Consider the following 25,830-nt stretch of genomic DNA (forward strand, 5'->3'; position numbering starts at 1 on the left):
CGGTGACCGGGGGCCGTTTCCGTCAGTTCGGTCAGTCGACGACCGGCGGGGCGGTCCGGGCCGCCTCCTTCAACGCCGCCGCCTCGCTGGCGTACGGGTTGTAGGTGTACGACCGGGACAGGTTGCCCGGCACCGTGAAGTACTCGACCGAGAGCTTCGCCGGGTCGGTGGCGATCTCACCCCGGCCGGGCAGGTCGTCGCGGTCGTCCCAACCCCACGGCGCGTTCGCCGAGTTGGTCGAGCAGGAGTAGGTCCCGACGCCGCAGTCGCCGGAGGTGTCGCCGGCGAACGTGCCGAGGCCGGCGAAGAGGTCCGGGTTGTTCCGCTCGGCCCAGAGGCCGCCGGCGGCGAAGATGTCGATCAGCTCGTAGCGCACATCCCGGTCGTTGCCGTCGCTCGGTGTCTCGGCGACCGTCGAGGGGTAGTAGACGATGCCGTCGCCGTCGATGCTGTACTGCGGGTACGCCTTCAGCCCGTGCCCGCCGCGCTCCTGCGCGGTGACCGGGTGCAGGAGGTCGTCGTGCGGCGAGCGCTGCAGTTGCAGCGTGCCGTCGATGTTCTCCCGCCCGTTCGACCAGGTGCTGCCGGCCGGGGCGTACGAATAGAAGTCGCTGTGCGCCACGGTGACCGCGCCGCGCAGCGTGCCGTAGTCGGAGCCGTCCCGTTCGATCGCGAGCAGCACGCCCTCGCCGTCGTTCTCGTGTTCGGTCTCGAAGAACGGGTGGTCGATCCAGTCCCGGGGATGGAAGAACAGGTACGTGATGTACCAGTGGGTGCTGGTCTCCAGCACCGAGTAGTACACGGCCGCCGCGAACGAGGCGTCGCTGCGGGCCGCGTTGTCCCAGTTGTTGCGCCCGTTGAGGTCGCCGTCGAAGTCGACCCGGGTGAGGTAGTCGGACCTGCCGCCGAGGGCGTGCGCCCCGGTTGCGTCGACGTCCTGGTAGTGGATCGGCGCCCAGCGCAGCGCCAGTTGGGACCGGCTGACCGCCGCGCCCGCCGGTGCCGGTGCCGCGAGTCCCACCGCCACCAGCGCCGCCGTCAGGACCGCCGCCAGGGTTCGCCCGGCTTTCCTTCCTCCGTCGAGCATGTGTGCTCCCACGTCCGAAATGGATAGATCGGAGGGAATCTACGTGATCGACGGCGGATGGCGCGTGTCCGCCGGACGACGGGTGGGTTGCCGCCGGCCGACGGATCAGGTGGTGCCGAGCAGCGCGTAGAGCAGCGGGATCCGGGGTGCGTCCGCCGGCAGCCGCCACCAGCCCCGATCCGTGCGGACCATGTGCGGCCAGCGCGGCCACGGGATCTCGTCACTCTCCCGCAGCCGCCGCACGGTGATCCCGGCCCCGGTCAGCGCGGTGACCACCTCGCCGATTCCGTGCGCCCACTCGTAGCTGACGGTGGCCTCCCGCAGCGCCGGCCCGTCGGTGTAGGTGTGCGTCGCGTCGAGTTCGATCGCGCCCCGGCCGCCGAGGTAGTCGTTGCGCAGCAGCAGGCCACGGTCGTCGGGTCCGGCGGGGACCAGGCCGAGCGAGGTCAGCACCGGGTGGAACTCCACGACGTACACCCGGCCGCCGGGGCGGAGCAGTCCGGCGACCACCCGGGCCCAGCGCTCCAGGTCGGGCAGGTAGCAGAGGGCACCCTTGCCGGTGTAGACCACGTCGAACCGTCGGCCGGCCAGCGCTGCCGCCGCGTCGTAGACGTTCGCCTCGACGTACTCGATCTCCAGACCGGCGTCGGCGGCGATCCGTCGGGCCTCGGCCACGGCGGCGCCGGAGATGTCGAGACCGACGGTACGGGCGCCGCGCCGGGCGAACGCCACGGTCTCGGTCCCGAGGTGGCACTGCAGGTGGAGTACGTCGCGTCCGGTGAGTTCGCCGAGGTCGTCCCACTCGTGGTCGGCGAACCAGTCGTCGGGGTCGCGCCCGCCGACGTCGTAGAAGCGGCTGGCGGCGTGGATCGGGGTCCGCTCGTCCCAGTTCGCCGCGATCCGGGCCATCCGCTCCCGGGTGGTGCTGTCGAAATCGTGGCTCATCGTTCCATCCAGCCACACCGTCGCCGGTCGGTCCAGCACGCGGCGCGGTGCACCCGACCCGGCTGGCGGGGTGGGTGGTGTCCTGCCGATGGCGGGAACCGTCCCGTCGTGTCGGCACCGCATGACATCCCGACGGTCGCGAGCGGAGGGGCACGGGCATTCGCGGCACCACGGGGGAGGGCGCCGAGGGTTGGCTGCTGGCGGTGGGGGACTGGCTGAGCCTGTGGCTGCTGGCGGTGGTGGCGCTGCTGATCGGGGTCGGGAACGGTTTCACCTACCCGGCGTGTTCGGCCCTGTTGCCGTCGATCCTGGGGCCTGAGGAGTTGATGGCGGCCGTCCCTGACGGCGATCTCGTCGTCCGACCGTCGACCGATGAGCATGCCGTCGCTGACCGGTCGTGCCGTACCGGCCGGGGCGGTGGCCGGAGCGGTCACACCTGGTCGTGGAACGGGTCGTGGCCGATCAGGTTCAGGAACGCCTCGCGGATGTCGATCCGGATCGGCTCGTCCCGGTCAAGATGTGCCCGGATGTGTACGAACAACGGCATCAGCAGCCGGATCTCGTCGCCGGAGACGACCGTGACCAGCGGGACCGAGCCGCCCCGGTCGATTTCGATGCCGACGATGGTGGTGCCCGGGATGGCGGAGAACCGGAACGGTCCCAGCCGCTCCACCGTCACCGTCGGCGCTCCGTCCACAGTAGCTGCGGGTCCCTCGGCCCGGAGCGCCGCGATACGTTCGAGTTGGTACTGCGCCAACGCACGCAGGGTCGTCGACTTCTCGGGATTGTCGCGGATGGCGCGCAGGCGGCGTTCCACGTCGTCGAGGCCGGTCGGGTCGTGGGTGTCGGATGAGCCGGACATGACCGAAGGTTATCGATGCTGACCAGCGCCGGATCGCACAACCGGTGCGAGCCGGAAGCGGTGCCAGCCCCCGGATTCCGCCCGGATCCGGCCCCCACCGCCGGTCAACCCGTTGTCGTCCCCTCCTGGCCCGGCTCCGGGCCCGACCGGTCCTCGGTGGCGGCGCGGTGGAACCGGTCGGCCCACTCCCCGATCTGGGCGGTGAGTTCGGGCGGCGAGACCACCTCGAACTCCGCACCGAGCGCGCCCAGCGCCATGATCGGCCAGTCCAGGCTCTCCACCGACATCCGCAGCCGGCACCGCCCCGGGCCGACCTCGTCGACGGTGCCCCACCGGTCGACCTCGGCCCGGACCCGGTCCGCCGGCGCGTGCACCAGCACCTCGATCTGGTACGGCCCCGGAATGTTCTCGATGCCGGCCCGGACGAACGCGGCGGCGTCCTCAGCCGGCAGTTCCCGGGGCCGGAACCGGGCACCGGTGCCGCGTGGGTCGGCGAGCCGGTCCAGCCGGAAGCTGCGCCAGCCCTGCCGGTCGAGGTCGAAACCGACCAGGTACCACCGCCGGCCGAGGGCGACCAGCCGGTGCGGCTCGACCTGCCGGTCGGTCCGCTCACCTGCCCGGGCGGTGTAGCCGAACCGGAGTCGTTCGCTGTCCCGGCAGGCCTGGGCGACGGCGGTGAGGGCGGTCGCCTCGACGGTCGGTCCGCCGCCGCCCCAGACCGCCGGTACGGTCACCGCGCGCAGCGCGTCGACCCGGTGTCGCAGCCGCGTCGGCATCACCTGTACGACCTTGGCGAAGGCCCGGATCGACGCCTCCGCGATGCCGGCCACCGCACCCTGGGCGGCGGTCTGTAACCCGACCGCGAGGGCGACCGCCTCCTCGTCGTCGACCACGAGCGGCGGCAGCGCGGCCCCCGGGGCCAGTTGGTAGCCGCCGTCCACGCCCCGGTGCGCCCGTACCGGGTAGCCGAGTTCGCGGAGCCGGTCCACGTCACGCCGCAGGGTGCGTACCGAGACACCGAGCCGGTCCGCCAGTTCGCCGCCCGGCCAGTAGCGGTGGGTCTGCAGCAGGGAGAGCAGTTGAAGGGTGCGCGAGCTGGTGTTCGCCATGCCGCCATCCTGCCCGGAATTCCGGTCAGGAACTGACCGCAGTCATGCCTAGCGTGCTGCCATGACCTCACGGAGACACCTCCGGCGCGAGGTGGACGGATGATCCACACTCACGCCCTGACCAGGGATTTTGCGCTGGGACGCGGCCAGACCGTGCACGCCGTACGGGGGATCGCGCTGCACGTCGATTCCGGTGAGCTGGTCGCCGTACTCGGTCCGAACGGTGCCGGCAAGACGACCACCATGCGGATGCTGACCACCCTGATCGCCCCGACCTCGGGCACCGCCACCGTTGCCGGACACGACGTGGTACGCGAACCCGGCCAGGTCCGGCGCCGGATCGGGTACGTCGGCCAGGGCAACGGCGCCGGACACGCACAGCGGGTCCGGGACGAGCTGGCCACCCAGGGCCGCATCTACGGCCTGGACCGCCGGGACGCGCGGCGGCGGGCCGACGAGCTGCTCGACGCCCTCGACCTCACCGACCTGGCCACCCGCAAGGTCGCCGACCTCTCCGGCGGGCAGCGGCGACGGTTGGACGTGGCGATGGGCCTGGTGCACCGCCCTCCGCTGCTCTTCCTCGACGAACCCTCGACCGGGCTCGACCCGCAGAACCGGGCGAACCTGTGGGACCACGTGCTGCGGATGCGCTCGGCGGCCGACATGACGATCGTGCTGACCACGCACTACCTGGACGAGGCCGACTCGATGGCGGAGCGGGTGGTGATCGTCGACCACGGCGAGATCATCGCCGACGACTCGGCCGCGGCGCTGAAGGCGAAACTCGCGGGGGACCGGATCGTCCTGACCATCGCCGGTCCGGGGTCGGCCGTTCGACCGGACTCCGACTGCGGGACGGGACCTGCCGATCGGGCGGACGCCGCCGCCCGGCTCGCCGGGCTCGTCGAACGGTTGCCGGGTGCCCGGGACGTGGTGGTCGACGGGGACCGGGTCGAGGCGCACGTGGGCAACGGGCCCGCCGCGCTCCCCGAGCTGCTGCGCGCCGCGGTCGCCGCCGACGTACCGGTCGGCACCGCGCTGCTGCACCAGCCGACTCTCGACGACGTGTTCCTCGCCCTGACCGGCCGCAGCCTCCGCGAGGGGGAGCCCGGCGGCGGTGCCACGGACCCGCAGACCCGGAAGGCGGCTGCCGCATGACCACGATCCCCGTCACCGACCGGCCGGCGGTCGTGCTGTCGAGGCGGCCGGGACCGCGCGACCTGGTCCGGGACGTCGGCATCGTGCTGGCCCGGGAGCTGCGCCCGCTGCTGCACGACCCGTTCTCGGTGGTCTTCGGCATGGTGCAACCGATCGTCTTCCTCGCCCTCTTCGGGCCGCTGCTGGTCGGCTCGCTCGGCGGCCAGGCCGGCGCGGCGTTCGGGTCGGGTGGGGTCTGGCAGTGGTTCGTTCCGGCGATCCTGGTCATGACGGCGCTGTTCGGCACCTCGGCCACCGGGTCCAACCTGCTGTTCGAGTTCCAGACCGGCGCGCACGAACGGATGCTGGTCACGCCGCTGTCCCGGTCGTCGTTGCTGGTCGGGCGGGCGCTCAAGGAGATGGTGCCGCTGGCCGGGCAGGCGGTGATCATCGTACTGGTGATGCTGCCGTTCGGCTTCCGGCTGTATCCGGTGGGCGCGCTGGTCGGGCTGGCCCTGCTCGCGCTTTTCGGGGTCGGGCTCGGCGCCTTCAGCTACGCGCTGGCGATCGCGGTACGCAGGCAGGAGTGGATGTTCTGGGTGGTCCAGCAGACCCTGATCTTCCCGCTGATGCTGCTCTCCGGCATGCTGCTGCCGCTGGAGACCGGGCCCGGCTGGATGCGGGTGGCGGCCCGGTTCAATCCGCTCGCCTACCTGGTCGACGCGGAGCGGGCGCTCTTCGCCGGCCAGCTCGGTTCCGGCACCGTCCTGTGGGGATGGGTGGCGGCCCTGATCACCGCCGTGCTCGGCCTGACCGTCGGGGTACGGGCGATGGCCCGCAGCGCCGGCTGAGTCCACCCGGTCGTCCGGACCGACCGGATGCGATACAACCTATTGTCCTAGGATGCTATAGAGCGAGTGGGCCGACCCACCATGGGTCGGCCCACTCGGCGCGGATGGTCAAACCCGGTCCACTGAGCACGGATACTCAGCGGGATCCCGCGCCGCGACTCAGGCCCGACGGCCGGACGCTGGCGAGGATCACTGACATGACCGAGACGCTGCCGCGCCGGACCGCTCCGTCCACAGTCGAACGGTCGACAGCCGACGACCGCCGGGACCGGCGCCGGTTCCGGCCGATGGTTGCCGGGCGACTGTCGACCATGGTGTTCCGCCTGCTGCGTAGCCACCCGGTGCTCTGGCGGTGGAGCGCCGCCGGACACCGCCCGGTGCTCGACGGCTTCGCGAAGGCCAACGCCCGGCGGGTCTGCGCCCTGGCCGTGCGACACGTCCCGGCGTACCGCGACCTCCTCCGCGACCACCCGACCGGGGCGGGGAAACGCCGACGCCTGGCCGACTATCCGGAGACCGGCAAGGAGAGCTACGTGCTCGGCCGCGACGCCGCCAGCCGGTGCTGGGGCGGCCGGCTACCGGCCCGGGGTGTGGTGGTGGACGAGTCCGCCGGTTCGTCCGGCCGGCCGTTCAACTGGCCGCGCGGCGAACGCGAACTGCGGGCGGTGCACCGGGACATCGCCGGCTACACCAGCCTGGTCTTCCCGAGCCGTCGGCGGTTTGTCATCAACGCCTACTCGATGGGCGCCTGGGCGACCGGTACGACCACCGGCAACGCGATGTCCCGGATCGCGGTCGTGAAGAACACCGGCCCCGACCTGGGCAAGATCGTCGACACCCTGCGCGAGTTCGGCCCCGACTTCGACTACCTGGTGACGGCGTACCCGCCGTTCCTCAAGCACCTGCGGGACCGGCTGGACGCCGACGGCTTCCCCTGGGCGCGGTACCGCATCTTCGCCAGCTGCGGGGGAGAGGGGATGACCGAGGCGCTGCGGGCGTACCTGGAGGAGCGCTTCCACAAGGTCCGGTCGGCGTACGGCGCCTCGGACCTGACCATCGGCCTCGGGGCGGAGACCGCGTTCACCGTCTGGCTGCGTCGGCGGCTGCGTACCGACCCGGCGCTGCGGGCGGCACTGCTCGGCGCGGACGAGCAGCGGCTGCCGATGATCTTCCAGTACAACCCGCTGGTCACCTACCTCGAGACGAACGAGCGACGGGAACTGCTCTGCACCGTCGCCGACCTGGACGTACTCCAGCCCCGGCTGCGGTACAACGTCGGTGACGAGGCGGTGTTGTGGTCGTACCGGAAGGTGGTGGACCTGGTCCGGAGCGAACCGGCGCGGTGGGGCGAGGGGCGGCGGGCGCTGGCCGCCGAACGGATGACCCTGCCGCTGCTGTTCCTGTTCGGACGACGCGACTCGACCGTCTCCTACCTCGGCGCCAACCTCTACCCGCAGGACGTCGAGTACGGCCTCTACACCGGGAACCCGTACGCCGGGCAGATCAGCCGGTTCTGCCTGGACCTGGCCGAGGACGCGGCGCTGGAGATTCGGCCGGTGATCCACCTGGAGCTGCGTCGGGAGCTGCCGGAGGCGGTCCGGACGGCGCTGGTCGAGGCCTGCCGCGACGGGGTGGTCCGACACCTCGCCACGGTCTCCCGCGACTTCGCCCAGTCGCTGGCCGAGGATCCGGCCGCCGCCGACCTGCGGATCGCGCTGCACGCGGCGGGAACCGGCCCGTTCGCCGGAGAGCAGAAGATCAAGAACGTCTACCTGGTGGGGTGAGCGATGCGTACCCGCGACTTCTCCCGCGCGCCGGCGCCGGCCCGGGCCGGCGCGATGTTCGTCGGCGCGACCCGGTACCGGGGGCCGCTGGCGATCCTGCGGCTCTGGCCGGTCTGGATCCGGATGGTCCGGGACCTGAAACGGATGTCCGGATACCGCTGGCACACCGTGTACTGGGAGTTCCCGTTCACCCTCGGCACGATCGCCTTCTTCGCCGACCGCGACGCGATGCTGCGGTTCGCCCGGTCCCGCCACCACCGTCGGCTGATGGTGTGGGTGACCGACGGGACCCGGCACGCGACCGGTGGCTACATCAGGCTCTACACCGCCGACCCGGACGGCTACACCAACGGGGTGTGGCGGGCCGAGTCGACCGAGATGGCGCACATCCCGACCTTCACCCCGGTCGGCGGCGAAGCCACCGGCCCGGCGGTGCGGCGGTGAGCCGGACCGGGCTGGAACGCGTCGTCGACCGGCGCGGCCTGCGGGAGTTCCTCGGCCTCACCGACCGGGTGTACGCCGACGAGCCGCGCTTCGTACCGACCCCGCGGCAGCAGATTTGGCGCTGGTGGCGGGCCGGCGTGCCGATGTACGTCCTTCGCGACGGCGGCACCGGGGAGGTGGTGGCACGTACCACGCTGCACACCGACGCCGACTTCGACGTGAAACTCGGCCGGCGGTGCCAGTTGTTCGGGCTGACCGAGTTCACCGGGTCGGCGGCGGAGCCGCTCTTCGCGGCGATGACTGCGACCGCCCGGGCGGCCGGTGACCGGGAGTGCCTCTTCGGGCCGGTGGCGCTGCTGCCGAACCAGGCCGGCGGGGTGATCACCTCCGGGTACGCCGACCGGGGCTTCCTGGACAGCGCCTACAACCCGCCGAGGTACGTGGCCGCGTACGAGGCGTACGGCTTCGGCCGGCGGTTCGAGTCGGACACCTGGATCTGCCCGGTCGGTCCGTCGCCCCCGCCGGAACCGCTGCCCGACGGCCTGCGGGTGCACCGGGGCGACGTCCGCCGGCTGGACAGCCAACTCGACCTGCTCCGGGAGCTGCTCAACGCGTCGTTCGCGCAGCTCGGCTACTACACCCGGATCTCGGCCGCCCAATTGCGCCGGCAGACCGACGGGCTGGCGTACCTGCTCGACGAGTCGCTGCTGCTCTATCTGACCCGGGCGGGCCGGCCGGTGGCGTTCGTGTTGTGTCTGCCGGACATCAGCGAGTTCGTGGTCCGGGTCCGGGGTGATCTCGGCCGGGTGAACCAGCTCCGGCTGTTGGCGACCCGTCGACGGTACCGGCGGGAGGCGGTGCTGATCGTCAAGGGTGTGCTGCCGGAGTACCAGGGGTGCGGCTACCAGCGGCTGCTCTCCGCGCAGCTGCACCGCAACCTTGCCGCCGGCGGCTACACGACGCTGCGCAGCACGTACGTCGGCCGGGACAATCCGGCGTCGGCGGCGCAGTTCCGGGCGATGGGCGGCCGTCCGCTGCACGGGTACACCTTCTACGAGCGGATGGTGTAGGTGGAGGCGTTCCGCGATCTGGAGGCGCTCTGCTGGCGGGCGCCGAGCGCACACAACACCCAGCCCTGGCGGCTGCGGTACCAGGACGGGGCGGTCCGGGTCGGCTGGGATCCGGCCGATGCCCTGCCGGCGGGCGACCCGACGGGTCGGGATCTGTGGCTGTCGCTGGGGGCGTTTGTCGAGACCTGTCTGGTCGTCGCCGCCGACGCCGGGCTGGGGGCGGTGTTCGTACCGGACCACGACCTCGGCGAGCGGCGGGTGGGGTGGCTGCGGCCGGCTCGGGACCGCTACGACACTCCGTTCCGGGCCGGGCACGTGCGGGACCGCCGTACGCATCGGGGCCGCTACCGGTCCGGCCTGTCGGCGGAGGTGGTCGCGGCGGTCGACGCGGTCGCCCGGCGGGCCGGCGGCGAGGTCCGGGTGGTGCCGGGCGTGGACCGGCTGGCGCGGCTGTACCGGGTCGCGGACCGGCACCTGTACGCCGATCCGGCGGTGGTCGCCGAACTGCGGTCGTGGCTGCGGCTCACCCCGACCCATCCGGGTTACCACGCCGACGGGCTCACCGACCGCTGTCTGGGGCTGTCCCGGGTGGAGGCGTCCGGGCTGCGGGCGGCGTTGGCGGGTTATTTGGTGCTGCGACCGGTCGGGCTGCCCCGGCTGTTGGCGACGGCCGGCAGTCCGGCCGGTCTCGGCGGTGACCTGCTGGTCCTGGTCGGGCCGGCGGAGGCGGAGCCGGCGGCCGTCGTGACGTTCGGTCGGGTGCTGCTGCGGGTCTGGCTCACCCTGCAGGTGGCCGGGGCGGCGTTGCATCCGTCGAGTCAGCTGGTCGACGCCCCGGCGGCCCGGGCCGGGCTCGCCGGACTGCTGGGGGTCGCGTCGGACCGGCTGCTGCACGTCGCCCGGGTCGGCCACCCGGACGGTCCGGCGGCCCGGTCGGCCCGCCGTGTCCCGGCTGTCCACTCCGGACCAACCGACTCCTGACGCCGGTTCCCGCACGGTCTGCGCCGCGCCGGGCGGGGTCCGGAAAATGTCGTCCGCGCGGTCTATGTTCTCCGGGCATCGGACGGGAGGACGGATCGTGGACGCGGTCGGAGACGGGTGGGAACGGCGGAGCGTGGTGCGGGTGCTGCCGCCGGTTCGCCCCCGGAAGCTGGCGAAGGTGCCGTTTGTCGAGTTGGCGGAGGGGCGGCTGCAGGGGGTGGTGTCGAGCGGGTCGGACATCGAGCGGGTGTACGTCTCGTCGTTCTCCGCCGGCTCCCACACCTACCACTGCAGCACCAACAACAACCGGCCCTGCGGTGGGCTGCGCGGTACGCCCTGCAAGCACCTGCACGCGTTGGCCGACGAGGCCGTGCTGCAGTACGGCGTCGACCGGGTCGCCCGCTACCTGCGGGTCGACGTCGGCGGCGGGGTGTCGTCGGGGTCGGAGCTGGTGGCCCGGCTGCGCGGCGGCCAGGAGTCGGTGCCGGCGGCGGTGGTGTTCAGCCGTTTTCTGCGGCATCTGACCTATCTGGAGGTGCCGGAGAGTACCGAGCCGGTCGTCGAGCTGCACTGGTTCCCGGCGACGGGAGCGGCCCGCTGATGCGCCCGACACAGCTCGCCGGGCTGCTCGACGGGGTCGAGCCCGGTGTTCCGGAGACCCTCGACCTGGTCACCGGTTTCGACAACACACTCGTTCCCGGGCTGGCCCGGCTGACCGGGGAGCAGCGGGCCGGGTTGTCCGCGCTGACGGCCGCGGTGGCCGTGACCCCGCTCGCGGACCGGGTACGGGAGGCGGTGGAGAAGGTCAACGCCGGTTCGATCGCCGACGAGCACCTGACCGCGTTCGCGGGCGCCCGGACGGCCCTGCTCGGCGCGGTGCACGATGCGCTGTCGGCCCGGTTGGACGGCGCGCTCGGCCGGTCGCGGGCCGACTGGGTGCCGGGCGTCGGCGGCACCGGGGATCCGGTGCCGGACACGGTGCTCGCCGGTTCCCGGGCCTGGCTGCGGGAGCTGGCGATCGCCGGGTGGCAGGGGGTCGACCACGAGGTGGTGGCGTCGGCGGCCCGGACCGTCGAAACCCTGCTGGGCGTGCCGGAGCTGCGGCGGCTGGCGGTGCTGCTCGACGGGTTGGCGGCCGAGCTCGGGGCGACGTGTCCGGTGGGCGCGGCGGGTCGGGTGCCGGTCCGGCGCTGGGCTGACCTGTGGTCGCGGGCCCTGCTGCTCAGTCATGCCGCCGGCAGCCCGGACGGCGCGGCCGCGGTGACGGTCTCGGGTCGGCTCCTGGTGCTCGGCGTGGACGTGCACGAGCACGGTACGGCGGTGCAGGTGCAGGTCCACGGGGTGCTGGAGGCGGCCGGGGCGCAGCCACGACTGGTCCGGACGAGTGTGTCGGCGGCGAAGGTGGAGACGATCGTCGGGCCGGCGGTGTGGCGGCTGTTGCGGAGCTGCCCGGTGTTGCTCGGCGCGTTGGCCGAGCGTCGTGCCCTGGAGGTGACGGACCTGCCGCTGCTGCCCGGCGGTGATCTGCTGTGGCGGGACGGGCAGGCCCGGCCGGGCGAGGTCGTCGACCCGTTCGCCACCGCCCGGTTGCGGCTCGCCGAGGCGGCGGCCCCGCCGGTGCCGCCGCTGGACCGGCATCCGGTCCGGATCGCCGAACCGGTGCTGCTGGAGGGCTACCGGGCCGGCCGGCGCGACGACGGCGAGCTGGTCCTCGAGTTGGACGGCTCCGCGCTGCCGGTGGACGTGGCCCGGCTGCCGAGCTGCGGTCCGCTCACCCCGGAGTTGGTGCTCGGGTCGTCGGCCTGCCTCGGACTCGTCCGCTGGGAGGACGGCCGCTGGATGCTGCAACCGTTCGCGGTGCAGACCGGCGGTAGGCGGGGGGCCGCGGCGGTGCACACCGGGGACTGGGCGCTCGGTCCCACCGATCCGAAGGTGGCGAAGGCCGAGGCGCGGGCCGGTGACGCGGTCGCCGTGCTGCGGGAGCGGGCCGGACGGTTGCTGCGCCGATGAACGAGCGGAAGGATCAGACCAGCGGCCCGGTCACCGACCAGTTTTCTGGCGACGGTGCGTGGGCACACGACGGTGACGCCAACCGGCGGCAGGTGCTCTACTGGCGGCTGCTGGCTCGCCTCTTCGAGCCGCAGGAGCAGCCGTCGCTGGAGTCGGCGAGCGTGGCGATCGTCGACGACCTGGGTCTGCCGGCGGCGTTGTTGGATCCGACGGTGTCGGTGGACACGGTCGTGCAGCGGTTCCCCGAACTCGCCGCCGAGTTCCGGGGCCTGATGGCGACACAGCCCGCTGACGGGAGTGCCGTGCCGGCTGACGGCAGTGCCGTGCCGCCGGCTGGTGACGGGAGTGCCGCGCCGCCGGTCGCTTCGGAGACGGGGGAGCGGGACGGTGCCGTCGAGGTCCGGCGGGCCGCCCTGGTGTCGAAGCTGCTGCTGAACGTCTTCGCGACCGGCTCGGGCAACGTGACCGCCGGCCAGTTGGCCCGCTGGCAGGCTGACGCGGGCTGGTTCGAGCGGGCGCTCGGGTGTGAGCCGGGACAGCTGCGGGGCCGGCCCACCGCCAGTGAGCTGGGTGGGGTGCTGGCCGGGCTGGAGGGTGACCTCGTCTCGCGGATGCGGCTGCGGGAGGTGCTCGCCGACCCGGCGCTGGCCCGGCAGTTGACGCCGAGCATGTCGCTGATCGAGCAGTTGCTGCGGGACAAGGCGAACCTGTCGGGGGTGGCGCTGGCCAACGCCAAGGCGCTGATCCGGCGGTTCGTCGACGAGGTCGCGGAGGTGCTGCGTACCCAGGTGGAGAAGACGAGTGTCGGTGTGCTCGACCGCTCGGTGCCGCCGAAGCGGGTGTTCCGCAACCTCGACCTCGACCGGACCATCTGGAAGAACCTGACCAACTGGAGCCCGGAGGACCAGCGACTCTACGTGGACCGGCTCTACTACCGGCACACCGCCCGGCGGACCACCCCGGCCCGGCTGATCGTGGTGGTGGACCAGTCGGGGTCGATGGTCGACGCGATGGTGAACTGCACCATCCTCGCCTCGATCTTCGCCGGTCTGCCGAAGGTGGACGTGCACCTGGTCGCGTACGACACCCGGGCGCTGGACCTGACCCCGTGGGTGCACGACCCGTTCGAGGTGCTGCTGCGTACCCAATTGGGTGGCGGTACGGACGGGACGGCGGCACTGAACCTGGTCCGGCCGAAGATCGCCGAACCGAAGAACACCGTGCTGGTCTGGATCTCCGACTACTACGAGTCGAATCCGCAGGGGGTCTTCGACGGTCTGGAGGCCGCGCACCGGTCCGGGGTCCGGGTCATCCCGGTCGGCTCGGTGAGCAGCGGCGGCCAGCAGAGCGTCAACCCGTGGTTCCGCCAGCGGTTCAAGGATCTCGGCACTCCGGTGCTCTCCGGACACATCCGCAAGCTCGTCTTCGAACTCAAGAGTTTCCTCAGCTAGGAGAAAGATCCCGATGACCAACGACATGCTGCGTGCTCCCGCCGAGGTGAAGTACGCCGAGGAACTCGACTGGCTGGAGTCGGTCGACGATGGTCCGAAGCCGTTCTCCTGGCGGCTCAGCCCGCGGATGGTGCGGTTGTTCGTCCTCGGTTCGGAGCGGGCCGACGGGCTCGACCGGCCGATCGCCCAGAAGTGGTTCGGGGACCGGAGCTTCGTCGAGCGCAGCATCGTGACCCTCGCCTCGGACCGGGGTCTGCTGCTGATCGGCGACCCGGGCACCGGCAAGAGCTGGCTCGCCGAGCTGCTCGCCGCGGCGATCTGCCGCAACTCGACGCTGGTGGTCCAGGGGACCGCCGGCACCACCGAGGACCACATCAAGTACTCCTGGAACGTCTCGATGGTGATCGCCCGGGGCCAGTCCCGGGAGTCGATGATCCCGTCGCCGATCATGACCGCGATGGAACGTGGGGTGGTCGGCCGGTTCGAGGAGCTGACCCGGGCGACCAGCGACGTCCAGGACGCGCTGATCTCGATCCTGTCCGAGAAGTACGTCTCCATTCCGGAGCTCGACGACGACAACATCGTCTTCGCCCAGCCCGGCTTCTCGATCATCGCGACCGCCAACAGCCGGGACCGGGGGGTGAACGACCTCTCCTCGGCGTTGAAGCGGCGGTTCAACTTCGTCCGGATCCCGGTGGTGACGAACAAGCGCAGCGAGGCGGAGATCGTCCGGTTCCGGACCACCGAGCTGCTGCGTCGGCACCGGATCGAGCTGGACGTGCCGCCGACGCTGCTGGACATCCTGCTGCAGAGCTTTGCCGACCTGCGGGCGGCGGCGGCCTCGGCGGGCAGCGACGACGAGAAGCTGGAGTCGGCGCTCTCCACCGCCGAACAGATCGGTGTGCTGGAGGACGCGATCCTGCACAGTCAGTTCTTCGGCGACCGGACCCTGCGGGCCGCGACACTGGCCGGTTCGCTCGTCGGTTCGCTGGCCCGGCGCAGCCCGGAGGATCTGGCGATCCTCAACAAGTACTGGCACGGTGTGGTCGAGCCGCGTAGCAAGGCCGAGGGTGGTCCGTGGCCGGAGTTCCTCGAGGGCGGTCGGCAGGCGATCGAGACCCTGTCGTGAGCGACGCGGTGACGACCGAGGCGGCCACGACCGGGACCCCGTTCACGCCGCTGCGGGAGCAGTTGCGGGACGCCGCCGCGACCTTCGCGGACGGGCCGGGGGCGTACGCCGAGATCCTGACCGGGATGGTGGACGACGTCGACCGGGCGTTCGCCGAGGAGCTGGAGATCTTCCCGGTGTGCCACCACTCGCCGGCGTCGGCGCTGGCGATGGCCCGCCGGCTGCGGGAGAAACAGCCCGAGGTGATCTACCTCGAGATGTGCGAGGACCTGCGGCCGATGCTGGAGGAACTGCGCAACTGCCGGCTCCCGGTGGCGCTGCAGGCGTTCGCGTCCGAGTTGGACGGGTTCCCGTCCGCGTGGGGGCCGCTCAGTGTCGTGGCACCGATCACCGAGGCGTCCGCCGAGTACCAGGCGATCGCGTACGCCCTGGAGACCCCGGGGGTCGAGTTGGTGCTGGTGGACCGGTCGGCGGACCACGTCTTCCAGTGGCTGCCCGCCGAACCGGGCACGCCTGCCGACAACGGGGGCGCGCCGGACGGCGACGGTGGCGGGTCCGGGGCGTCCGAGGCCGCCCCGGCGGACGAGAGCGCGGCACTGCACGGCGAGGCGGTCGGGCTCGGCATCGGTGACCTGCGGCCCCGGTTCGCCGAACTGCGGTCGTACCTGCTGCACCACGGCAAGGTGCGGCACTGGTCCGAGTGGTGGGACCAGTACGTCGAGCAGCCGCTGACCGGCGCCGACTACGACACGTACCGGCAGGTCATGGTGATGATCGGCAGCCTGTTCCGGCGGTTGCGGCCGGACGGTGCCGACACCGACCGGGACGCCGACCGGGAGCGGTACATGTGGACCCGGATGCGGGAGCATCTCGCCGCCTCCGGGATCGACCGGTCGCGCTGCCTCTACGTCTGCGGGGCGTTCCACGCCGCCAGCCCGGTCGCCGAGTTCGGGTCGGTGCCCGGCACCCCGGACTGGCCGATCAGCCCGCGGACGCGGACCCGGTGGCGGTACGGGCTGATCCCGTCCAGCCACTCGGCGATCGAGGCGCAGTTCGGGCTGGCGGCCGGCTCGGTGTCGATCGCCCAGGCGACCTGGGCCAAGGCGGTGACCCGGGGTGGCGTGACCCCGTACCGGTTGGCGGGGCAGCAGACGGGCCGGAAGCGGGCGAAACCGAAACCGCCGCGGACCGCGTCCGGCCCGTCGGCGGAGGTGGCGCCGACGGGGGACCGGTTGACCGGGTTCCTGTCTCGGCCACCGGTGCTGGACGACCTCGACGAGGCGGAACTGCTCGGCTGGTGTGTGGAGATCGTCCGGCTGGCCCGCCGTAACGGCTACCTGGCGAGCACCGCGGACGCGATCGCCGTCTTCGAGACGTCGATCCTGCTGGCCGGGATGCGCGGCCGGGCCCGACCCACCCCGTACGACTTCGCCGACGCCGTGGTCACCTGCATCGAGAAGGACGTGGTGCCGGGGCGGCGGGACGTCCGCCGGCTCTGCGAGATCCTGCTCGGCGGTGACCGGATCGGTCAGGTCGGCTACGACGCCCTGCCGCCGCTGGCCCGGGACGTCTTCGACCGGCTCGCGCCGCTCGGCGTCGCCCCGGACCGGCGTACCGTGCAGCGCACGCTGCTCGACCTGACCAGGCAGCCGGAGCTGGTGCCCTGCTCGGACCTGTTGTGGGTGCTGCGTCGGCTGCTGCCGGCGGGTGTCGTCCGACCGATCATGGGGGAGCGGCGGCTCGGCGAGCGGTCGATCCAGGAGAGCTGGGATCTGGCGCTCGGCCGGGACCAGCGGGCCATCATCGAGCTGGGGTACGAGGGTGTCACCGTCGAGCAGGTGCTGGAGCAGCGGCTGCGGCGGGCGGCCTGGGCGCCGGACGCGACGGCGGCGGCTGCCCTCGCGGCGGTCGAGGACGCGATCCTGTTCCTGAACGCCCGCCGGCTGGTCGACGAGCTCGGCAACCGGGCGGTGGAACTGCTCGCCGCCGAACGGACCGTCGACGACGCTCCCGAGGTGCTGCGCCGGATCCGGCGCCTGCTCGCCTACTACCGGGCCGCCGGGCCGGAGCTGCCGGCCTGGTGCGAGACGTTCGTGACCGCCGGCTACGCCCACTACTGCACGCTGCTGCCGACCGCGTTCGTGGCGGAGGAGAGCGGGGTGCGGCAGGTCGCCGCGATGCTCGGCTTCCTCTTCTCGATGGAGAGCCTGGCGCTGGCGCTCGGCTGCGACCGTGCCCAGCTGGAGTTGGCGGTCCGGCAGTCCCATCCCGAGACGCCGGCGAAGGTGGCGCTGCTCTGGGCCGCCCGGTTCCAGCTCGGCCTGCTGTCCCGGGACGAGCTGCGGTCCCGGTCTGCCGACCTGTTGGCGAATCCGCTGGTGGTGCCGGCGTTCCCGCAGTACCTGAGCGGGTTCGTGCAGGCGTTGGAGCCGGTGCCGGCCCTGACCGGGTTTGTGGTCGAGGTGCTGTCCGAGGCCTTCGCCCGGCTGCCCGACCCGGTCCTGCTGCCCTGGCTACCGACCCTGATCACGACGCTGCGCAAGGAGTCGCCGGAGTTTGTCCCGATGCTGGTCCGCGAGGCGGGCCGGACGTTTCCGGCGACGCTGGCCGCGGTGGACAGCTGGGTGCCACCGTGGGCGGCCGGGCCGGTGCCCGACCCGGCGTCGGACGGGTCGGGGGTCGGCGCGGCGGCCGTCGACAGCGGGATCGTGGCCCTGCTGTCCGGCCAGCCGGTGACCACCGACGCGGTCGCGGAGCTGCTCGGCTGCGGAGACGTCGGCTGGCGGCCGGTGACGTCGCAGGTGGTGGACGGCCGGAGCGGGGCGGTGGGCACGCTCGTGCGGCGGTACGACAGCACCGGTGTCGCGGTGGCGGCGCTGCTCGACCGGTAGCCGGGCCGCCGTCCGACGACGTCGAAGTAGGGTGCCTGATCTCACGGATATGGGGGGTTACATCCTGATATTTTGAGGCCGGCCGCGCCGCCAGCCGTCGGAGGAGTCGGGTTCATGTCTCGGACCGAGAACGTCGACATCCTCGTCGTCGGCAGTGGTGAGGCCGGCAAGTACCTCGCCTGGACGATGGCCGGCGAGGGCCATCGCACCGCCGTGGTCGAACGTGACCTGATCGGGGGAGCCTGCCCGAACATCGCGTGTCTGCCGAGCAAGAACATCATCCACTCGGCGAAGGTCCGTTCGTTCACCCGGAGGGCCGCCGAGTTCGGCGTGGAACTCGGGTCGGCCGGGACGGACATGAGAGGCGTACAGGCGAGGAAGCAGGCGATGGTCGACGGCCTGCGGCAGCTGCACCTGGACCGCTACCGGGCCAGCGGCGCCGAGCTGATCATGGGTGGGGCACGTTTCGTCGGGGCGAGGACCGTCGAGGTCGAGTTGGTCGGCGGCGGTACGCGCCGGCTCGGCGGCGAACGGGTGTTCCTCAACCTGGGGACCCGGGCCACCGTGCCGGACGTACCCGGGCTGGCCGCCGCCGGGCCGATGACCCACGTCGAACTGCTCGACCTCGACCGCCTGCCGGAGCACCTGGTCGTCCTCGGTGGCGGCTACGTCGGGCTGGAGCTGGCGCAGGCCATGCGCCGCCTCGGCGCCGAGGTGACCGTGATCGAGCGCGGACCGCGGTTGGCCAGCAACGAGGATCCGGACGTCGGAGCGGCGCTCCTCGAACTCTTCCGCGACGAGGGGATCACCGTCGAACTCGCGACCCAGGTACGGCGCGTCGAGGGGACCTCTGGTGAGCGGGTGCGGGTCGTCACCGCGTCGCGGGACCGTGCGGGTGTCGTCGAGGGCACGGACCTGCTGGTGGCCACCGGTCGTACGCCGAACACGAGCGGTGTCGGGCTGGAGGTGGCCGGGGTGGAGCTGACCGAGCGGGGCTACATCGCCGTCGACGAGCATCTGGCGACCACGGCGGAGAACGTCTGGGCCATCGGCGAGTGCGCCGGAAGCCCGCAGTTCACCCACGCGGCCTTCGACGACTTCCAGGTGGTGCACGACAACCTGTCGGGCGGCGTCAGGAGCACCAGGGACCGCCTGCTCGCGTACTGCATGTACACCGATCCGGAGCTGGCCCGCGTCGGGTTGACCGAGTCCGAGGCCCGGCGCCGTGGCATCGGGTACCGCCTGCTCACCATGCCGATGGCCGCGGTACTGCGGACCAGGACCCTGTCGGAGCCGCGCGGGTTCATGAAGATGCTGGTCGCGGTGGACAGCGACCGGATCCTCGGGTTCACCGTCTTCGGGGTCGAGGCCAGCGAACCGATGGCCGTCGTACAGACGGCGATGGTGGCCGGGCTGCCGTACACGGGCCTGCGTCAGGCGATCTTCGCCCATCCGACGACGTCCGAGGGGCTCACCTTCCTGCTGCGCAACACTCCGGTCCCGTCGAGCCCGTAGCCGGGGCGGGACCGTACGCTGATCCACGCCCGGTTCGACGTGGCCGCGGCGCCGGCGGCGGGCCGACCGTGTTGGAGCGGGAGCGGTCCTGGGGGTGGGCAGACAGGCCGCCCGTGGCGGAAAGCGTGGCTGTGCCCGGAAGTTCCGTCCGCCCCGTTCCGGCGGGTTGGACGTGCTCCGTACCGGCGGGGCGCCGCCCACACACCCCGTCGGCCCCGCGACATCGATGTCGATCTCGACAAGTCGACGGTCCACGTGGCATCGTCGGGATCCCCACCACCCCCGGGAGGCACCCGATGGCCGCTGACCGACCCGTCGCCGCCCGTCGGCGCGGCACCGACGCCACCGGGCCCTCCCGAGCCACCGGCGCCGGGTCCCGACGATGGTTCGCGCCCCGGGGCCTACCGGGTCGACGCCTCGGCCTGGTCGGCCTCACTCTGGCCACCGCACTCACCGTCTCCACCGTGCCGGCCGCCGCCCACGACCGGGGTACACCGGGCCGGCTCGGGATCGAGGTGCTCTCCAGCCGCCCCGACCAGGTCAGCGGCGGGGACGCCCTGCTGCGCATCCCGGTCGGCGGCCGGGTCGACCCGGACTCGGTCCGGGTCACCCGTAACGGAGTCGACGTCACCCGGTCCCTGGGGGTCGACGGTCGGGAACTGCGCGGGGTCGTCGACGGGCTGCGCCCCGGGTCGAACGTACTGCGGGCCACGGCGCGGGGTGCCGGGCCAACCACGCTCGTCGTCCGTAACCACCCGGATGACGGGCCGATCTTCTCCGGCCCACGGCAGTACCCGTTCCTGTGCCGGACCGAGCAGAACGGCCTCGGGCAGCCGATCGTGGACAACCACGACGGTCAGGGCATGCGGGTGACCGGCCCGGACGGGGCCGTGGTGGGCTGGAGTCGGGACTGCGCCGCCCGGACCGTGCTCGACCGGCTCTACCGGGCCGCCGACGGGACCTTCAAGCCGATGCCCGCCGACGGGTCCCGACCTGCCGACCTCACCACCACGACGACGCTGGACGGTCGGACCGTCGACTACGTCGTACGCCGGGAGCGGGGCACCATCAACCGGTTCGTCTACTCGATCGCCGTGCTGGACGAGGGCTGGAACCGGCGGGTGATCTACCACTTCGACGGTGGGGTGGCGATCGGGCACGACCAGGGCCGGCTGCCGGGGGCCCACCTCTACCACGAGGGCCTGTCCCGGGGCTACGCCGTCCTCTACTCGACCGGCACCCGGACCGCGACCCACTACAACCTGGTGCTCGGCGGCGAGACGGCGTTGATGCTCAAGGAGCACTTCGTCGAGAACTACGGGGTGCCGCTCTACACCGTCGGCGTGGGTGGCTCCGGCGGCGGCATCCAGCAGTACGTCTACGGGCAGAACCACGGCACCCGGGTCATCGACGCGGCGGTCCCGCAGTACTCGTACCCGGACATGGCGACCCAGACCATCCACGTCGGAGACTGTGAGCTGCTCGAGTACTACATGGACGTGACCGACGCGGCCAACCCGAAGTGGCGGGACTGGGCGAACCGGAGCTGGCTGATCGGCATGAACGCCAGCGCGACGGTGCCGAACCCGTACCGGGGTGGTGCGCCGGGCTCCACCGAGTGTGTCGAGGGTTGGCGTGGTCTGACCCCACTGGCGCTGAACCCGCGCTGGTTCCCCGGTGACCCGCTGTGGGAGCGGATGGATCCGCCCGGGGTCAGCGCGTCGGTGCAGTGGACACACTGGGCCGACCTGGTCAACGTCTACGGCACCGACGCCTCCGGGTACGCCCGCTCGACCTGGGACAACGTCGGCGTCCAGTACGGCCTCTCGGCGCTGACCTCGGGGAAGATCACCCCGGCCGAGTTCCTCGACCTCAACGCCCGGGTCGGGTCGTGGCGCCCGCAGGCGGAGATGGTGTCGGAGGGCTGCCCGTTCGTGACCACGGCGTGCGCCGATCCGGCCCAGTTCGACCCGTGGTCGTCCCGGAACATGCGGCTGTCGCCGGACGGCGGGCTCACCCCGGCGCCGCGTACGACCGGGGACCGGCGGGCGATCCGGGCCGCGTACGAGTCGGGGATCGTCTTCACCGGTGACATCGACATCCCGATCGTCGACTGGCGGCACTACCTCGAGGGACAGCTCGACATGCACAACGCCCACCAGTCGTTCGTCTCCCGGCAGCGGATGCGCGACCACGACGGGCGGGCCGGCAACCAGGTCATCTGGTTCACCGACGCCCGCCCGACCGAGGCGTACGACCAGACGCCGGAGGCGTTGGCGGTGATCGACGAGTGGATGTCGAACCTGCGTACCCGGCCGTGGCTCGGGGTGGTCGGCAACAAGCCGGCGCTCGCGGTGGACCGGTGTTTCCGTACCGACGGCACCGAGATCGCCCGGGGCGACCACGTCTGGGACGGTGTGCTCGACCGGCGTGCCGCCGGTCCCTGCACCCGGTACTTCCCGCTGCACGGCACGTCCCGGACGGTTGCCGGCGGGCCGATCGCCGGCGGGGTCTACGCCTGTGACCGGCAGCCGGTGCGGACGGCGGTCGCCCGTGGTCTCTACGGCTCGTGGCGGCCGTCGGACGCGGAGCGGCGGCGTCTCGAGCGGATCTTCCCGACCGGGGTCTGCGACTACCGCTGACCCCTGCCGGCCCGTGCTGAGCAGCGCCGTCGGCTGACGGCCACCGCCGTGGTGGCGGTCGCGGCTCGCTGACGGTCGCCGCGCGGTGGCCGTCAGCGCGTTCGTGTCCGCCCGAAGAGTGCGTTGACAGTCGATACCTAACGGTTAAACTCTAACCGTTAGGTATCGACGGCCGTCCTGACCGGACACCGATCCGACGAGGCCGTAGTCCGGGAGCAGTCGCGTCCACCGCCGGTCGGATCCGCCAGGCCCGGCGCATCGCCCCGGGAAGGGAGTTCCGCGATGCTGACCCGACAGACCATCCCGGACGGCCCACCGTCCACAGCGGAAGCCACTCGTTCCGGAGCACCAGCCGGCGACAACCCCGCAACGGAGTTGCCGCCGGTCGCCTGGCGGCCGGTCGGTGTCGTAGCCGTTGCCGTCGCCGCGCTGCTGCTCGCCACCAACGGCGGCTACGGCTACCACCGCGACGAGCTCTACTTCCTGATGCTCCGCCCGGCCTGGGGCTACACCGACCAACCGCCGCTGACCCCGGCCCTGGCCCGGCTCGCCGACACCGTGTTCGGCGGGACGCTCTGGGGGCTGCGGCTGCCGGCGACCCTCTGCGTGGTGGCGGCGGTGCTGCTCGTCGCACTCCTGGCCCGGGAACTCGGCGGCCGGGCCGCCGCGCAGACCCTGGCCGCGTTCGGTGCCGGCACCGGCGCCGCCACCCTCATCTTCGGGCACGTCCTGCTCACCGCCACCCTCGACCTGGTGGTGTGGCTCGCCCTGCTGCTCTGCGTCACCCGGGCACTGCTACGCGACCAGCCACGCTGGTGGCTGGCCGCCGGCGCGGTACTCGGCGTCAGCCTCTACAACAAACTTCTGGTGGTGCTGCTGCTCGCCGGCCTCGGGCTCGGGCTGCTCACCGTCGGACCGCGCCGGGTGCTGCGTGACCGCCGACTCTGGGCCGGGGTGGGGATCGCCCTGCTCATCGGCCTGCCCAACCTGGTCTACCAGCTCGGTCACGACCTGCCCCAGGCGGAGATGGCCGGGGCGATCGCCGACGACCGGGGCGCCGAGTCGCGTAGCAGCTTCGTGCCGTTCCAGCTTCTCCTCGTCGGCCCGCCGCTGGCCGCGATCTGGATCGCCGGACTGGTCGGCCTGTTCCGTCGCCCACAGTGGCGTCGGGTCCGGGCGGTCGGCGTCGCCTACCTGACGGTCTGCGGCATCGTGCTGCTCGCCGGTGGCCAGCCGTACTACACCTACGGGCTGCTGGTGGCGCTGCTCGCGGCCGGATCCGTGGTCACCGTCGACTGGTGTGCCCAGGGGCGGCGTCGAGCGCGCACCGGGCTGGTCGCCACGGCGGCCGTCCTCAACGCGGTGGCGAGTGCGGTGATCGCCCTGCCGCTGCTGCCGGTCGGCACGCTGGGCGAGACCCCGATCCCCGGCATGAACATCACCGCCGCCGACTCCGTCGGCTGGCCCCGCTACGTCGACCAGGTCGTCCGGGCGTACGACGGACTCGCCCCCGCCGAGCGGGACCGGGCGGTGGTGCTGACCGCCAACTACGGTGAGGCGGGTGCGCTCACCCGGCTCGGTGCCGACCGGCTGCCGCCGATCTTCAGCGGCCACAACGAACTCGGGCGTTACGGGCCGCCGCCGGAGTCCGCGACGGTGCTGATCGGCGTCGGAGTGGGGGAGGCGGCCGCGCTCGGCCGATTCTTCGGCGACTGCGCGTTGGCCGGACGGCTCGACAACGGCGTCGGCGTCGACAACGAGGAGCAGGGTGTGCCGATCGTCGTCTGCCGGGACCGGACCATGTCGTGGGCCGAACTCTGGCCCCGGATCCGACACTTCGACTGAGCGGCTGGTGCCGGGGCGGGGTGGTGAGAGCACGCCGACCGGCCGGGACCGGGTACGCCTCCTGTTCAGGGAGACGTACCCGGTCCCGGTTGGTCAACGCCGAAGGGCGCTGCTCTTGACGGTGGTCACGAAGGCGGCCCAGGCGCCCGGGGCGAAACGCAGGACGGGACCGGTCGGGTCCTTGCTGTCGCGGAGCCCGACGACGCCGGACAGGTTGTCGGCGACCTCCACGCAGTCACCGCCGTTGCCGCCACTGCGTGTGCTCGTGCGCCAGCGTGCGCCGGTCAGGTCAGTCATCTCGGGCCTCACTGATGATAGTGCTGATCAAGTTCGTCGATTGTCCCTCATCGAGCGCGAGCGCGGTCAGTCTCTTCCACACGTTCACGTAGGCCGCCAGTTCCTCCGGCCGGTCGAGGTAGAGGGCCCCGGTGAGTGATTCGGTGTAGGCGACGGACGGCTCCGGGAGGCTGCGGCCGCCGTTGCCGGGCGGGAAGTCGAGGATGACAAACGACCCCGCCACCGCCCCGGGATGCGGGCCGGCGGCCAGCGGCAACACCCGCAGCGACACGTCCGGCAGTTCGGCCACCTCCCGCAGGTGCTGGAGCTGGGCGGTCATGACATCCGATCCACCGAGGGTTCGGCGGAGGACCGCCTCGGAGATGACGGCGTCCAGCCTCGGCGGCTTGGGCAGCCGGCGGGTCAGCAGGGACTGGCGCTGCATCCGGACCTCGACCAGGCGTTCGAGTTCCTCCTCGCTGGCGAACGGTCGGTCGAGCCGGTAGATCGCGTGCGCGTAATCCCAGGTCTGGAAGAGGCCCGGAATCAGCGACTCGTCATATCGGCGCAGGTGGGAGGCGGTGGTCTCCAGGCCGACGTACATCTCGAACCAGCTCGGGATGGCGTCGCCGTACGCGTGCCACCAGCCCTTCGACCTGGTCTCGGTGGCGAGGCCACGGATCGCCTCGGTCATCTCGGGGGTGACCCCGTACAGCTCGCACATCGCCTTCACGTCGAGCAGCCGGACCACGCCCACTCCACTCTCGATCCGCCACACCTTCTGGCGGCTGTACTCGAGCGCGTTGGCGGCGGCGTCGAGCGTGACGCCGGCCTCGGTGCGGTACTGCCGCAGCAGCCGGCCGAGCTGCCGCCGGGGCACCGTCGAGCCGATCTCTTCTGCCATTTTTGATCTCCCCAGTTCCATCAGGTAACACTCCGGGACCTGCCCCTGCAACACGCGACCGTTGCGAGAAAGAAAGTCAACTGCTCTCTCCGTCGTGGCATTGCGGGTTTGCTCGGGGCTCCCTCAGGATGTCGTGAAGGAAGTCGGTTGTCGATCCCTGAACGGGCGTGTTTGGCGAATTGACGCGTTGTCTTTCAGTGGCCGGAGCGCGCTGCTCTGGTCCGTTGTGTCGTGTCCGATGCATACCCCATTCGCGCCGTGGGGTCGCCTCGGCCATTACCAATCCCGAAGAGAGGTGGGCTCGTCGTGCGGGTCGGGTTATCGGGTTTCCGTCGGTCGAAGCGGCCGGCGAGAGAGCAGCGGGACAGTGGCCGTTACCGGTCGGCGGCGTACCTGCCGCTGCGGCCGTGGCAGGTGCGGGACCGACGGTTCCGGATCGCCCGGGTCGGGCAGCGCGGCTTCGACCAGGCCGAGGTCCGGGCCTTCCTCGCCCAGGTCGCCGACGACCTGGCCGCCGCGTACGAGGCGGTGGCGCGTAGTCGGGAGGAGACGGCGCGGATCAAGGACGCGTTGCGGCGGTGGCAGTCGGAGCAGGCCGGCACGGTCGGCGAGCGGGGCTGGCCCTGATGCGGTACGTCATCCAGCTTCCGGTCACCGCCGTCGACCTGCACACCGCGATCCGGTTGGCCCGAGTGGTCGCCCGGACGACGAGTTTTCTGCCGCATGTTGACCCCCGTGCCACCACCGTCGCCGAGGACGGTGGTCCCGGCGTACGACACCGGGTCTTCTGCGACCTGACGCTGCCGGACGGTCGGGACTGTCTGCTGCGAGTTGGCCACGACGGCCCCTGTTCCCGCCGGCTCCGACGTTGACCCGACACCCCTGTTGGCCTGTGAA

22 protein-coding genes are annotated in these 25,830 nt (G+C 72.1%); 16 read left to right on the forward strand and 6 right to left on the reverse strand.

Going from position 1 to position 25,830, the window contains the following annotated elements; genetic code table 11:
• Positions 1-31 precede the first annotated feature (31 nt).
• From ABGB21_RS29050 to ABGB21_RS29065, 4 genes are all read right to left on the reverse strand, one after another.
• Positions 32-1,087 carry a hypothetical protein gene (locus ABGB21_RS29050; protein ID WP_347680473.1) on the reverse strand — a complete coding sequence of 352 codons (1,056 nt, stop codon included), beginning with the start codon at positions 1,085-1,087 and terminating at the stop codon, positions 32-34.
• Between the two features lie 105 nt (positions 1,088-1,192).
• Positions 1,193-2,032, reverse strand: a complete 840-nt coding sequence (locus ABGB21_RS29055) for a class I SAM-dependent methyltransferase (RefSeq protein ID WP_347657566.1) — start codon at positions 2,030-2,032, stop codon at positions 1,193-1,195.
• A 430-nt stretch (positions 2,033-2,462) separates the two neighbouring features.
• Positions 2,463-2,894 (reverse strand): hypothetical protein, encoded by a 432-nt coding sequence (locus ABGB21_RS29060; RefSeq protein ID WP_347657565.1) that lies wholly within the window; start codon positions 2,892-2,894, stop codon positions 2,463-2,465.
• Positions 2,895-2,998: 104 nt separating this feature from the next.
• Positions 2,999-4,003 carry a YafY family protein gene (locus tag ABGB21_RS29065; RefSeq protein WP_347680475.1) on the reverse strand — a complete coding sequence of 335 codons (1,005 nt, stop codon included), beginning with the start codon at positions 4,001-4,003 and terminating at the stop codon, positions 2,999-3,001.
• 99 nt (positions 4,004-4,102) lie between these two features.
• Here ABGB21_RS29065 and ABGB21_RS29070 point away from each other — a divergent pair, with 99 nt between their 5' ends.
• From ABGB21_RS29070 to ABGB21_RS29135, 14 genes are all read left to right on the forward strand, one after another.
• On the forward strand, positions 4,103-5,161 hold the full coding sequence (locus ABGB21_RS29070) for an ATP-binding cassette domain-containing protein (protein ID WP_347680477.1): 1,059 nt from the start codon (positions 4,103-4,105) through the stop codon (positions 5,159-5,161).
• The gene (locus tag ABGB21_RS29075; RefSeq protein ID WP_347657562.1) at positions 5,158-5,991 is read left to right on the forward strand and encodes an ABC transporter permease; all 834 of its coding nucleotides are present in this window, start codon (positions 5,158-5,160) and stop codon (positions 5,989-5,991) included. The genes ABGB21_RS29070 and ABGB21_RS29075 overlap by 4 nt, the downstream gene beginning before the upstream one ends.
• A gap of 197 nt (positions 5,992-6,188) precedes the next feature.
• The gene (locus tag ABGB21_RS29080; protein ID WP_347657561.1) at positions 6,189-7,775 is read left to right on the forward strand and encodes a phenylacetate--CoA ligase family protein; all 1,587 of its coding nucleotides are present in this window, start codon (positions 6,189-6,191) and stop codon (positions 7,773-7,775) included.
• A gap of 3 nt (positions 7,776-7,778) precedes the next feature.
• Positions 7,779-8,219 (forward strand): DUF4188 domain-containing protein, encoded by a 441-nt coding sequence (locus ABGB21_RS29085; protein ID WP_347657560.1) that lies wholly within the window; start codon positions 7,779-7,781, stop codon positions 8,217-8,219.
• Entirely contained in the window at positions 8,216-9,289 is a 1,074-nt protein-coding gene (locus ABGB21_RS29090; protein ID WP_347680479.1) for a hypothetical protein, read from the forward strand. Before ABGB21_RS29085 ends, ABGB21_RS29090 begins: the two co-directional genes overlap by 4 nt.
• Positions 9,290-10,270 carry a nitroreductase gene (locus ABGB21_RS29095; protein WP_347680481.1) on the forward strand — a complete coding sequence of 327 codons (981 nt, stop codon included), beginning with the start codon at positions 9,290-9,292 and terminating at the stop codon, positions 10,268-10,270.
• Between the two features lie 133 nt (positions 10,271-10,403).
• Positions 10,404-10,871 (forward strand): hypothetical protein, encoded by a 468-nt coding sequence (locus tag ABGB21_RS29100; RefSeq protein ID WP_347657583.1) that lies wholly within the window; start codon positions 10,404-10,406, stop codon positions 10,869-10,871.
• The gene (locus tag ABGB21_RS29105) at positions 10,871-12,280 is read left to right on the forward strand and encodes a hypothetical protein (RefSeq protein ID WP_347680483.1); all 1,410 of its coding nucleotides are present in this window, start codon (positions 10,871-10,873) and stop codon (positions 12,278-12,280) included. The genes ABGB21_RS29100 and ABGB21_RS29105 overlap by 1 nt, the downstream gene beginning before the upstream one ends.
• Complete coding sequence (locus tag ABGB21_RS29110) at positions 12,277-13,731, forward strand: VWA domain-containing protein (protein ID WP_347680485.1); 1,455 nt, start codon at positions 12,277-12,279, stop codon at positions 13,729-13,731. Before ABGB21_RS29105 ends, ABGB21_RS29110 begins: the two co-directional genes overlap by 4 nt.
• A gap of 13 nt (positions 13,732-13,744) precedes the next feature.
• The gene (locus ABGB21_RS29115) at positions 13,745-14,860 is read left to right on the forward strand and encodes an AAA family ATPase (protein ID WP_347657555.1); all 1,116 of its coding nucleotides are present in this window, start codon (positions 13,745-13,747) and stop codon (positions 14,858-14,860) included.
• Complete coding sequence (locus tag ABGB21_RS29120; protein WP_347680487.1) at positions 14,857-17,751, forward strand: DUF5682 family protein; 2,895 nt, start codon at positions 14,857-14,859, stop codon at positions 17,749-17,751. Before ABGB21_RS29115 ends, ABGB21_RS29120 begins: the two co-directional genes overlap by 4 nt.
• Positions 17,752-17,865: 114 nt before the next feature.
• A complete protein-coding gene (locus ABGB21_RS29125; RefSeq protein WP_347657553.1) occupies positions 17,866-19,266 on the forward strand; it encodes an FAD-dependent oxidoreductase in 1,401 nt (466 codons plus the stop codon).
• A 296-nt stretch (positions 19,267-19,562) separates the two neighbouring features.
• Complete coding sequence (locus tag ABGB21_RS29130) at positions 19,563-21,908, forward strand: DUF6351 family protein (RefSeq protein ID WP_347657550.1); 2,346 nt, start codon at positions 19,563-19,565, stop codon at positions 21,906-21,908.
• Between the two features lie 282 nt (positions 21,909-22,190).
• Complete coding sequence (locus ABGB21_RS29135; RefSeq protein ID WP_347657549.1) at positions 22,191-23,753, forward strand: glycosyltransferase family 39 protein; 1,563 nt, start codon at positions 22,191-22,193, stop codon at positions 23,751-23,753.
• A gap of 93 nt (positions 23,754-23,846) precedes the next feature.
• Here ABGB21_RS29135 and ABGB21_RS29140 read toward each other — a convergent pair whose 3' ends face one another.
• Both ABGB21_RS29140 and ABGB21_RS29145 read right to left on the reverse strand, forming a co-directional pair.
• On the reverse strand, positions 23,847-24,050 hold the full coding sequence (locus ABGB21_RS29140) for a DUF397 domain-containing protein (RefSeq protein WP_347657548.1): 204 nt from the start codon (positions 24,048-24,050) through the stop codon (positions 23,847-23,849).
• Positions 24,043-24,933: a helix-turn-helix transcriptional regulator gene (locus ABGB21_RS29145; RefSeq protein WP_347657547.1), complete on the reverse strand. Its 891-nt coding sequence runs from the start codon at positions 24,931-24,933 to the stop codon at positions 24,043-24,045. Before ABGB21_RS29145 ends, ABGB21_RS29140 begins: the two co-directional genes overlap by 8 nt.
• A 306-nt stretch (positions 24,934-25,239) precedes the next feature.
• Here ABGB21_RS29145 and ABGB21_RS29150 point away from each other — a divergent pair, with 306 nt between their 5' ends.
• Both ABGB21_RS29150 and ABGB21_RS29155 read left to right on the forward strand, forming a co-directional pair.
• Complete coding sequence (locus ABGB21_RS29150) at positions 25,240-25,560, forward strand: DivIVA domain-containing protein (protein WP_347657546.1); 321 nt, start codon at positions 25,240-25,242, stop codon at positions 25,558-25,560.
• Positions 25,560-25,805: a hypothetical protein gene (locus ABGB21_RS29155; RefSeq protein ID WP_347657545.1), complete on the forward strand. Its 246-nt coding sequence runs from the start codon at positions 25,560-25,562 to the stop codon at positions 25,803-25,805. The genes ABGB21_RS29150 and ABGB21_RS29155 overlap by 1 nt, the downstream gene beginning before the upstream one ends.
• The last annotated feature ends 25 nt before the right edge of the window (positions 25,806-25,830 follow it).

Source organism: Plantactinospora sp. B24E8 (genome assembly GCF_039871735.1).
Taxonomy (GTDB): domain Bacteria; phylum Actinomycetota; class Actinomycetes; order Mycobacteriales; family Micromonosporaceae; genus Plantactinospora.